At 68.9% G+C, this 10,559-nt stretch carries 9 protein-coding genes; all 9 read left to right on the forward strand.

What is annotated here, in order from left to right; genetic code table 11:
* Positions 1–294: 294 nt before the first annotated feature.
* The 9 genes from kdsA to Q8O14_01375 all read left to right on the forward strand — a co-directional run bounded on the left by kdsA (position 295) and on the right by Q8O14_01375 (position 10,427).
* Positions 295–1,161: a 3-deoxy-8-phosphooctulonate synthase gene (kdsA, locus tag Q8O14_01335; protein MDP2359384.1), complete on the forward strand. Its 867-nt coding sequence runs from the start codon at positions 295–297 to the stop codon at positions 1,159–1,161.
* A gap of 2 nt (positions 1,162–1,163) precedes the next feature.
* Positions 1,164–1,724 carry an HAD hydrolase family protein gene (locus Q8O14_01340; protein ID MDP2359385.1) on the forward strand — a complete coding sequence of 187 codons (561 nt, stop codon included), beginning with the start codon at positions 1,164–1,166 and terminating at the stop codon, positions 1,722–1,724.
* A 9-nt stretch (positions 1,725–1,733) separates the two neighbouring features.
* Entirely contained in the window at positions 1,734–2,723 is a 990-nt protein-coding gene (locus tag Q8O14_01345; GenBank protein MDP2359386.1) for a KpsF/GutQ family sugar-phosphate isomerase, read from the forward strand.
* The gene (locus tag Q8O14_01350) at positions 2,720–3,421 is read left to right on the forward strand and encodes a hypothetical protein (protein MDP2359387.1); all 702 of its coding nucleotides are present in this window, start codon (positions 2,720–2,722) and stop codon (positions 3,419–3,421) included. Before Q8O14_01345 ends, Q8O14_01350 begins: the two co-directional genes overlap by 4 nt.
* Positions 3,418–4,680: a hypothetical protein gene (locus Q8O14_01355; GenBank protein ID MDP2359388.1), complete on the forward strand. Its 1,263-nt coding sequence runs from the start codon at positions 3,418–3,420 to the stop codon at positions 4,678–4,680. Before Q8O14_01350 ends, Q8O14_01355 begins: the two co-directional genes overlap by 4 nt.
* Before the next feature lie 10 nt (positions 4,681–4,690).
* Positions 4,691–5,425 carry an LPS export ABC transporter ATP-binding protein gene (gene lptB, locus Q8O14_01360; protein ID MDP2359389.1) on the forward strand — a complete coding sequence of 245 codons (735 nt, stop codon included), beginning with the start codon at positions 4,691–4,693 and terminating at the stop codon, positions 5,423–5,425.
* A gap of 128 nt (positions 5,426–5,553) precedes the next feature.
* Positions 5,554–7,029 carry an RNA polymerase factor sigma-54 gene (gene rpoN, locus Q8O14_01365; protein ID MDP2359390.1) on the forward strand — a complete coding sequence of 492 codons (1,476 nt, stop codon included), beginning with the start codon at positions 5,554–5,556 and terminating at the stop codon, positions 7,027–7,029.
* Between the two features lie 205 nt (positions 7,030–7,234).
* The gene (gene gltX, locus Q8O14_01370) at positions 7,235–8,743 is read left to right on the forward strand and encodes a glutamate--tRNA ligase (GenBank protein ID MDP2359391.1); all 1,509 of its coding nucleotides are present in this window, start codon (positions 7,235–7,237) and stop codon (positions 8,741–8,743) included.
* A 1-nt stretch (position 8,744) separates the two neighbouring features.
* Positions 8,745–10,427 (forward strand): glutamine--tRNA ligase/YqeY domain fusion protein, encoded by a 1,683-nt coding sequence (locus tag Q8O14_01375; protein ID MDP2359392.1) that lies wholly within the window; start codon positions 8,745–8,747, stop codon positions 10,425–10,427.
* Positions 10,428–10,559 lie beyond the last annotated feature (132 nt).

Consider the following 10,559-nt stretch of genomic DNA (forward strand, 5'->3'; position numbering starts at 1 on the left):
ATGAGACATGGCTGCGTGAGGTGAAGGCCGAGGGCCAACCTGTGGTTGGCCCTCGGCCTGAACCAATCACCATGGGGACCGCATCAGGTGATAGGGCCCTCTGTGCGACGGCGGCCGTGAGGCCGCCTAGTTAGGGCCCTGAATGTCTTGGAGAGGGCTTTCTTTGGGCACCTTTCTTTCGCCCGTGAAAGAAAGGTGCAAGCGCGCGGCGCTGGCGCCGCAAGATCCGGCGTCGCCACGCGTGGCGCGGCCGCTCAAGCAGCAACCCCGGCAGGGGGAGGAAGCGAGGACAAGATGGCGTCCAAAACGATCCGCGTCGGCGATCTCACCATTTGCCGCGGCGGCCCCCTGGCCCTCATCGCCGGCCCCTGCGTCATCGAGAGCCGGGATGTCTGCCTGCAGGTGGCCGAGCATTGCCGCCGCCTGGCCGAAGCGCTGGGCCTGCCCCTCATCTTCAAGAGCAGCTACCTCAAGGACAACCGCTCCACCATCGCCAGCTACCAGGGACCGGGCCTGGAGGAGGGCCTCAAGGTCCTGCAGGAGGTGCGCGAGAGCTTCGGCATCCCCGTCCTCTCCGACGTCCACACCCCCGAGGAGTGCGCCCCCGCCGCCGAGGTGCTGGACGTGCTGCAGATCCCGGCCTACCTCTCCATGCAGAGCCAGCTGGTCATCGCCGCGGCGCGCACGGGCAAGGCGGTCAACGTGAAAAAAGGCCAGTTCCTGCACCCGCTGGACATGAGGAACGTGGTGGGCAAGATCGAGGCCTGCGGCAACACGAACATCCTGCTCACCGAACGCGGCACCTGCCTGGGCTACCACAACCTGGTGGCCGACATGCGCAGCCTGCCCATGATGCGCAGCCTGGGCTACCCGGTCGTGTTCGACCCCACCCACACCGTGCGCAAGTACGGCGTCTCCAGCGCGGACCCGGCCGGGGGCGAGCCCCAGTACATTCCGCACCTGACCCGGGCCGGGGTGGCGGCGGGCGTGGACGTGCTTTTCATCGAGACCCATCCCGATCCGCCCAGCGCCCTGTGCGACGCCGCCTCCATGCTGCCCATGTCCCGCCTGCGGGCCCTGCTCGAGGACTGCGTGCGCATCCACGAGATCGCCCGCGCCGCCGACGACCGCCCCTTCGACAGTTGCGGAGGCGCCGCGTGATCATCCTGCCCGAGGAGGAGTTCGCCCGGCGGGCGCGGGCCTGCCGCCTGCTGCTGCTGGACGTGGACGGCGTCCTCACCGACGGGCGGATCATCCTGGGGGAGACGGAGGAGTACAAGGCCTTCCATGCCCAGGACGGCTTGGGCGTGACCCTGGCCCGCGCCGCCGGCCTCCAGGTGGCGATCATCACCGGGCGCGCCTCGGCGGCGGTGGCCCGCCGCAGCCGGGAATTGCATCTGGACCACGTCCTGCAGGCCCGCCCGGACAAGGCGGCGGCCCTGGCCGACTTGTGCGGCGCGACGGGCTTGCGGCCCGATCAGGTGGCGGCCATGGGCGACGACTGGATCGACCTGCCCCTCCTCGCGGCGGCGGGTCTGGCCGCCTGTCCCGCCGACGCCCGGCCGGAAGTGAGGGAGCGCTGCCATTACATTTCACCCTGCCCGGGCGGCCGGGGCGCCGTGCGGGATTGGGTGGAGCGCCTGCTCCAGGCGCGGGGCCAGCTGGAGAGCCTGCTGGAGCGCTACCTTCAAGGCAAGGGACCGGCCGCCTCGGCCGGCCAGTAGGGGAAGGCCATGGAACGCCGGGAAGAGCTGGAGATCCTGCGCCAGGTGGTGGCCATCGAACGCGGGGCGCTGGAGAGCCTGGAGGCGAGGATGGACGAGTCCTTCCTCCGGGCGGTGGATCTCATCCTGGAGACGAGCGGCGGCACGGCCGAACGCGGCGGCCGCCTCATCGTGTGCGGGCTGGGCAAGTCCGGTTTCGTCGCGCGCAAGATCGCCGCCACCATGACTTCGACCGGCACGCCGGCCTTCTTCGTCCACCCCATCGAGGGAGCGCACGGGGATTTCGGGCTGATCCAGCCGGGCGACTGCGCCCTCGTCATCTCCAAATCGGGCGCCGGCGACGAGCTGACCATCCTCCTGCCCTTCCTCAAAAGGCGGGGCGTGCCTGTCATCGCCATCACCCACGACCTGACCAGCCCCCTGGCCCGTCACGCCGACATCCTGCTGGACGCCTCCATCGAGCAGGAGGCCTGTCCCAACGGCGTGGCGCCCACCACCAGCAGCACGCTGGCCCTCGTCATCGGCGACGCCCTGGCCGTGGCCCTCATGCGCCGCCGCGGCTTCACCAAGGAGGACTTCGCCTTCTTCCATCCGGCCGGCGCCCTGGGCCGCCAGCTGCTGCTCACGGTGGCCGACGCCCTGCCCGCCGAGCGGGGACTGCCCCGCGTCACGCCGGACACGACCCTGCCCGAGGTGATCGTCAGCATCAGCGGCAGCCGTTGCGGCGCCACGGCTGTCATTGAGGACGAGAGGCTGGCCGGCCTCATCACGGACGGCGACCTGCGCCGCCACATGTTGCAGGCCGGGGAGTTGCGTCGCTTGACGGCCCGCGACCTGATGACGCCCCGCCCCAAGACCATCGACGGCGTCCGCCTCGCGGTCGAGGCCCTGCGCCTGCTCAACCAGCACAAGATCCAGCAGCTGGTCGTGCTGGACGAGGGGGGCCGGCCGGCGGGCATCCTGCACCTGCACGATTTGCTGGCTTTGGGCATCCGATGAGGCGAGGCGGCAAGGGGGGAGCGCGGGCCCTGCCCGTTCTGGCGCTGCTGGCGCTGGCCGCCTGCAGCCGGCTGGAGGAGTCGGCCCCCCGGGCCGTCCGTCCCGACCAGCCCGAGCAGCTCTTCCTCGACGCCCGGGTGGAATTCCTGGAAGGGGGAATGGTGCGCGGCGAGGCCATGGCCCGGCGCATGGATCAGCACCGCCGCTCCAGCCTGGTGCGCATGGTGGATTCCGTCGAGGTGGTGAGCTGGGACAGCCTGGGCCGCGCCGAGAGCCTGACTCTTTGCGACACCCTGCACTACCGGCGCGACCGCCAGGACATCACGGCGCTGGGCAACGTGCGCATGCTGGCCGCCTCGGATCCCCAGGGCCGGCGTCTGGACCTGGAGCCCGGCACGGACCTGGCCGCCCTGCGCCGCCGCCCGCCCTTCCTCCTGCGCACCCGGCGCCTGGACTGGGTGCAGCGCATCCAAAAAATCCAGAGCGAGGAGTCGGTCGTCTTCGTCACGCCTTATGACACCCTGCACGGAGTGGGCTTCCGCAGCGACCGCAATCTGCGCAACTGGGAGATCGGAGAGCCGGTGGGGGTCACGCACCGCGCCACGGGCGACGGGCGCCGGCGTGCCTCATCCCCGGCGGCGCCACAGGTCATGGCCCCGCCATCCGTGGCGCCGACGGCCGACCAGGACGCACGATGAGGCCGCGCCTCCCCATCGGCCTGCTGTTGGTCCTCCTCGTGGTGGGGCAGGCGCTGGCCGTGGACTTCCTGGGAAGCGGCGCGGCCTATTCCCCCAACCGGACAGATCCCCCCGCGCCGCCCACGGGACCGCCCGCCCCGCCCCTCTTCGAGGAGCCCAGGATGGGCGATCCGGTGGTCCTCGAGCGGGCCGACGTGATGCGCACCATCGACCTGGGGGGCCGCATCGTGCGCGAGCTGCAGGGCAACGTGCGCGTCCTGCACCGCGGCCGCGTCTTCGACTTCCAGCTGGGCCGCTACGACCGGGAGGCCGGCCTGCTCACCTGCACGGGCCAGGTGCGCGTCACCGAGGGGGAGCGGGTCCTCACGGCGGACGAGGTCAGCTATGACGAACTGCGTGAGACGGTGCGGGCCCGGGGCAACGTTCACAGCTGGGGGGACAGCCTGGAGGCCTGGGCGGACAAAGGCTTCTGGTACAACGGGTTGGAGCAGGGCGAGTTGCAAGTGCAGGCCCGCCTGCTGGATCTGAGGCGCAAGGTGGAGCTGCGCGCCGGCCAGGTGGAGGCCGACCACAGGCAGGGCGTCTACACCGCCACCCGCGCGCCGGAGCTCACCCTGCAGGAGGAGCCGCCCACCACCCTGCATGCCCGCCATATCCAATGGCGGCGCAGCGACAGCCTGGCCATCGCCCGCCGCGAGGTGCGCCTGACCCGGGAGGACTTCGAGGCGAAGTGCGACAGCCTGATCTGGCACGAGAACCAGGACCGCATGGAATTCCTTTTGTCGCCCGTGCTGATCCGGGAGCGCCAGAAGGTGGTGGGGGAGCGCATCGAGGCCCTGCTGCGGGACGGCCGCCAGCTGGACTCCCTCTGGGTGCAGGGGCGGGCCCGCATGGAGAGCCCGGCGGACAGCGTCTCCAGCCTTCTCTTCGATGTGCTGGAGGGGCGGCGGATGGAGTTCGCCTTCGTGGACGAGCAATTGGTCTCCGTCTACGTGGAGGGGCAGGCCCGCAGTGTGATCTTCCACATGGACGAACGCGGCCGCCCCGGCATGAATGTGGCCGATGCGGCGCGCATGTGGTTCCGCCTCAAGGATCAGGCCCTGGAGACGGTCCAGATGAGCGGCGGCATGGAGGCGCGCTGGGTGCCGCTGAAGGAGCCACCGCGGCAGACGCCGGAGGCCGGCGGGAGGGCGACCGGGCGGATGGATTCACCCCCTCCGGAAGAGGAGGCTGGGAGTGGGAGCAGGAGTAGCCCATGACGATGTCCGCATGAGCGAGCGTCTTTTCCGCAGCGAAGCCCTGGTCAAGCGCTATGGGCGGAGGACGGTGGTGGACGGCGTCTCCATCGAGGTGCGCACCGGGGAGATCGTCGGCCTGCTGGGGCCCAACGGCGCGGGCAAGACCACCACCTTCTACATGATGACAGGGATGATCCGCCCCAGCCAGGGAAGGATCCACCTGGACGACAAGGATGTCACCCACATGCCCATGTTCCGCCGGGCGCGGGCGGGGGTGGGCTACCTGGCGCAGGAGGCCAGCATCTTCCGCAAGCTCTCGGTGGAGGACAATGTGATGGCCATCCTCGAGACGATGCCCCTGACCCGCACCCAGCGCCGGCAGCGGCTGGAGGAGTTGCTGGGCGACCTGCGCGTCTCCCACCTCAAGCGCAACAAAGCCTATACCCTGTCCGGCGGCGAGCGCCGCCGCGTGGAGATCGCCCGCGCCCTTGCCTCCAATCCGGGCTTCATGCTGCTGGACGAGCCCTTCGCCGGGGTGGATCCCATCGCGGTGGGGGATATCCAGAGTATCGTGGCGGAGCTGAAGGCGCGCAAGATCGGGGTGCTGATCACCGATCATAACGTGCACGAGACCCTGTCCATCACCGACCGGGCCTATCTTCTCTTTGAGGGCCGCATCCTGAAATCTGGCACGGCCGAGGAGCTGGCGGCGGATGAGCAGGTGCGGCGGGTCTATCTGGGTGACAATTTTCGGCTCAATCGATAGGTTGGGCAGCCGATGAGACATATTGCAAAGGACGGGCCTGTTCTGCGGCATCAGGTTGATCGGATGGGAGTCGATATCGATATCGATCGAGTTAAATCAGACCTTATGATGGAAAAGGATCCTTGCCCATGATGTACCTCCGCCAGGAAGTGAGTATGCGCCAGGACATGGTGCAGACTCCACAGCAAATCCTGCGCAGCGAGTTGTTGCAGCTGCCGGTGATGCTCCTGGAGGCCCGCCTCAAGCTGGAGGTGGAGGAAAACCCCGCCCTCGAGTTCGCCGAGGCCGAGCTGGGCGTGGAGGAGCTGAGCGAGCCGGGCCAGGAGGACGAGGAGGATAGCGACGACCGCGCCAAGGACGAAGTGGAGATGGACGAGGCGCTGGACGACGAGGACAACTGGGACGAATTCGTCAACGAGGACAACCTGACCCCCTACGGCGGTGAGGCCGCCACCCAATCCACCCAGGAGCTGCTGGACATCCCCCGCCCCCAGATCCAGACCCTGCAGGAGCGCCTGGCCGACCAGATGCAGATGGATCCCGCCCTTGACTACGAGGACCAGCGCGTCGGCCTGGAGATCATCGGCAACATGGGGGACTCGGGCTACCTGGAATGCGGCACGGACTACCTGGCCCTGCTGCTGGAGATGCCGGAGGAGCGCGTCGAGCGGGTGCTCCGCCACATCCAGCGCTACGATCCGGTGGGCATCTGCGCCCGGGACCTGCGCGAATGCCTGCTCGTCCAGCTGGAGATGCTGGCCGAGGGCGGGCACGCCAATGACATCGCCCTGCGCATCGTGCGCGACCATTTCGAGGAGTTCGGCGCCAAGCGCTTCGAGAACCTGGCCCGCCTGCTGGCGGTGGGGTTGGAGGAGATCCGCGCCGCCTTCCAGTTCATCGGACGCCTCAACCCCAAGCCGGGGCAGGGCGAGCTGAAGGAGAAAGAGAACTACATCATCCCCGACCTGGTGGTGGAGCGCGTGGAGAGCGAGCGCGACGACGGCGGCCGGGACGAGGATTTCGTGGTCAGCCTGGTGGACGGCAGCCTGCCCACGGTGCGCATCAGCCGCGCCTACGAGGAATTGATCCGCTCCCGCAAGAAAATGGACAAGAGCGTGCGGGACTTCGTGGTGCGCAAGGTGGAGAGCGCCCGTTGGTTCCTCTCCGCCATCCAGCAGCGCCGGGAGACGATGCTGCGCGTCACGCGCTCCATCGTCAAGCTGCAGATCGACTTCTTCCGCTTCGGCAAGGATCACATCCGTCCCATGATCCTGCGCGACGTGGCGGAGGACATCGAGATGGACATCTCGACGGTGAGCCGGGTCACCAACCGCAAGTACGTGCAGACCGAGTGGGGCGTCTTCGAGCTGAAGTACTTCTTCAGCGAGCGCCTGGCCACCGACTCGGGCGAGGATGTCTCCACCAAGATCATCCGCGACCGCCTGGCGGCCATCATCGAGGGGGAGGACAAGCACAAGCCCCTCTCCGACCAGACCATCGCCAACCTGCTCAAGAAGGAAGGCTACCACGTGGCGCGGCGCACCGTGCAGAAGTACCGCGAACAGCTGCGCATCCCGGTCAAGCGTCTGCGCCGGGAAATCTGACCCCCTTTCCATCCCCTTGGCAAGCGAGAGCAGGGCGGGCCATCCGCTCCCCCGCGCCATGGCCGCGCCGCCGCGGGCCGGGCCGCATTGGGAATGCCGCGGCGCTGCCCTACCTTTCCGCCAGACCGGAGCGGGCTCCGGAAGAGGCGACAGCCGGCACCCGGGCCGGCTGTTTCAGTAAGACTGGCAAGGAGATCACTCTTCCATGAGGGAAGGACCGGTCGTCACCCGCATCGCCCCGTCCCCCACCGGCGACCCCCACATCGGCACGGTCTACATGGCCCTTTTCAACCTGGCCTTCGCCCGGCGCCACGGGGGGCGCTTCATCCTGCGCATCGAGGACACGGACCAGGGTCGTTCCACCGCCGCGAGCGAGGCGGCCATCTTCGCCGCCCTGCGCTGGGCAGGCCTCGCCTGGGACGAGGGTCCGGACGTGGGCGGGCCGCACGGCCCCTACCGGCAGAGCGAGCGCCTGTCCATCTACGAGGAGCACCTGCGGCGCCTGCTCGAGGCGGGGCGGGCCTATCCCTGCTTCTGCGACGCGGCGCGGCTGAAGGAGCTGCGCGCGGGGCAGCTGGCGCGCAAGGAGGATCCCCGCTACGACGGCCGCTGCCTGGGCCTGGACCGTGGCGACGCGATGCATCGCGTCACTACGGGCGAGCCCCACGTCATCCGGCTGGCCGTGCCCGACGAGGGCGAGTGCGTGGTGCCCGACCGCCTGCGGGGCGAGATCCGCATCGCCTGGAACACGGTGGACCACCAGGTGCTGCGCAAGACGGATGGATTCCCCACCTATCATCTGGCCAACGTGGTGGACGACCGCCTGATGGGAGTCACCCACGTCATCCGCGGCGAGGAGTGGATCTCCAGCCTGCCCAAGCACGTCCTGCTCTACGAGGGCCTGGGCTGGGAATGCCCCGAGTTCATCCACTTGCCCCTCTTGCGCAATCCCGACAAGAGCAAGCTGAGCAAGCGCAAGAATCCCACCAGCGTCACCTGGTACCGGGAGGCGGGCTATCTGCCGGAGGCCGTGCTCAACTATCTGGGCATGATGGGCTACACCCTGCCCGATGGCCGCGAGATGTTCAGCCTGGACGAGTTCATCGCCTCCTTCGAGATCGACCGCGTGGTGCTGGGCGGCCCCGTCTTCGACCTGGCCAAGCTGAACTGGCTCAATGGCCGCTACCTGCGGGAGACCCTCACGCCGGCGGAAATCCTGGCGCGCCTGCGCGACTGGCGCCTCAACGACGACCTGCTGCTGCGGGCCCTGCCCCTGGCCCAGAAGCGCCTCACCACCCTGGCCGACTTCGTGCCCATGATCGCCTTCCTGCTGCGCGGAGCGCTGGAATACGACACGGGGGAGCTGGCCGGCCCCGACGGCCCGCGCACGGCCCGCTGGCTGCGCATCGCCCTGTGGGAGATGGAGCGGCTCCGTCCCTTCAGCGCCGCAACCGTGCGCGATCTCTTCGAGCGCATGGTGGAGAAGGAGGAGGTCGCCCTGCGCGACCTGCTGGCGCCCTTTTTCGTGGCCGTGACGGGGGCCCGGGTCAGCCTGCCCCTCTTCGACAGTTGCGAACTGCTGGGACCCGACCTGACCCGCCGCCGCGTGCACGAGGCGCTGGAGCGCCTGGCCACCGCCGGCCACGAACTCAAGGGCAAGGCGCTCAAGGCCCTGGAAGACGATTACCGACGCCGCTACGTGGAGACCCGTTGACATGGACCCAAGCACCCCGACCGCCGGCCGCGACTTCATCCGCCAGATCATCGACGCCGACCTGGCCAGCGGCAAGCATCTCAACGTGGTGACGCGCTTTCCACCCGAACCCAACGGCTACCTGCACATCGGCCACGCCAAGGCGATCTGCCTCAACTTCGGCCTGGCCGCCGAGTACGGGCAGCGGGTGCCGGCCCGCTGCCACCTGCGCTTCGACGACACCAACCCGGAGAAAGAGGAGCAGGAGTACATCGACGCCATCGAGGCGGATGTGCGCTGGCTGGGCTTCGACTGGGGCGGCCACCTCTACCACGCCTCCGACTACTTCCAGCAGCTCTATGACTTCAGCGAGGAGTTGATCGGCAAGGGATTGGCCTACGTGGACGACCAGAGCGCCGAGCAGATCCGCGCCACGCGCGGCACCTTGACCGAGCCGGGGGTGGACAGTCCCTGGCGGGGCCGCTCCGTGGAGGAGAATCTCGACCTCTTCCGCCGCATGCGGGCCGGCGAGTTCCCCGACGGCAGCCGCGTGCTGCGCGCGAGGGTCGACATGGCCAGTCCCAACCTCAACCTGCGCGATCCAGCCCTCTGGCGCATCCGCCGCGCCCCGCACCCCCGCACGGGCGAGGCCTGGCTGATCTACCCCATGTACGACTACACGCACCCCTTGAGCGATGCCCTGGAGTTCATCACCCACTCCATCTGCACCCTGGAGTTCGAAAACCACCGCCCCCTCTACGACTGGGCCGTGGACAACGTAAGCGCGCCCTGCAAGCCGCGCCAGATCGAGTTCGCCCGCCTCAACCTCAGCTACACGGTGATGAGCAAGCGCAAGCTGCTCCAGCTGGTGAAGGAAGGACGGGTGGACGGCTGGGACGACCCGCGCCTGCCCACCCTGTGCGGCCTGCGCCGCCGGGGCTACACGCCGGAGGCGATCCGCGACTTCTGCGAGCGCATCGGAGTGGCCAAGCGGGACAGCGTGGTGGACGTCCAGCTGCTGGAGCATTGCCTGCGCGAGGACCTCAACCGCCGCGCGCCGCGGCGCATGGCCGTGCTGGATCCGCTCCCCGTCACCATCGAGAACTGGGAGCCGGGGCGGGTGGAGTGGCTGGAGGCGGTCAACAACCCGGAGGACGGGGCCGCGGGCACGCGGTCCGTGCCTTTCTCGGGGGAGCTGTTCATCGAGCGCGATGACTTCATGGAGGATCCTCCCAAGAAGTGGTTTCGACTGGCGCCGGGGGCCGAGGTGCGCCTGCGCTGGGGCTACCTGTTCACCTGCACCCAGGTGATCAGGGACGCCGATGGACGGGTGGCGCGTCTCACGGGGCGGATCGATCCCGCCAGCCGCGGTGGCAACGCCCCCGACGGCCGCAAGGTGAAGGGCACCATCCACTGGGTGAGCGCCGCCCACGCCGTGGCGGCCGAGGTGCGTCTCTACGACCACCTCTTCGCCGTGGAGAAACCTGGAGGAGAGCGGGACTTCCTGGAGGATCTCAACCCGGATTCCCTCGTCATCCGCCGGGACTGCCGCCTGGAGCCGGCGCTGGCGGAGGCCAAGGCGGGCGAGCCCGTGCAGTTCGAGCGCCTGGGCTACTTCAATCGTGATTCCCGGGTGGACGGTCTCGTCTTCAACCGCACCGTCGGCCTGCGGGACACGTGGTCCAAAGAGATGTCCAAGGGGTGAGGGGCATGTCTGCCTGCTGCAGACGACAATATGCAGGTAGGTGAAGAGTGGCTGCTTGCAGCAGACGACGCCCTGCCGGGCGTCGCTGCTGAAGCCGGGATGCAGGCGACACCGCGCCTGATCCCTCGGCCC

This window comes from bacterium (assembly GCA_030685015.1).
Classification (GTDB): Bacteria; CAIWAD01; CAIWAD01; order CAIWAD01; family CAIWAD01; genus CAIWAD01.

Bases quoted from the DNA above. Each gene is read 5' to 3' on its own strand.
- Q8O14_01345 (MDP2359386.1), top strand. From the start codon at position 1,734: ATGGAACGCCGGGAAGAGCTGGAGATCCTGCGCCAGGTGGTGGCCATC.
- Q8O14_01350 (MDP2359387.1), top strand. From the start codon at position 2,720: ATGAGGCGAGGCGGCAAGGGGGGAGCGCGGGCCCTGCCCGTTCTGGCG.
- Q8O14_01375 (MDP2359392.1), top strand. From the start codon at position 8,745: ATGGACCCAAGCACCCCGACCGCCGGCCGCGACTTCATCCGCCAGATC.
- rpoN (MDP2359390.1), top strand. From the start codon at position 5,554: ATGATGTACCTCCGCCAGGAAGTGAGTATGCGCCAGGACATGGTGCAG.
- Q8O14_01355 (MDP2359388.1), top strand. From the start codon at position 3,418: ATGAGGCCGCGCCTCCCCATCGGCCTGCTGTTGGTCCTCCTCGTGGTG.
- kdsA (MDP2359384.1), top strand. From the start codon at position 295: ATGGCGTCCAAAACGATCCGCGTCGGCGATCTCACCATTTGCCGCGGC.
- lptB (MDP2359389.1), top strand. From the start codon at position 4,691: ATGAGCGAGCGTCTTTTCCGCAGCGAAGCCCTGGTCAAGCGCTATGGG.
- gltX (MDP2359391.1), top strand. From the start codon at position 7,235: ATGAGGGAAGGACCGGTCGTCACCCGCATCGCCCCGTCCCCCACCGGC.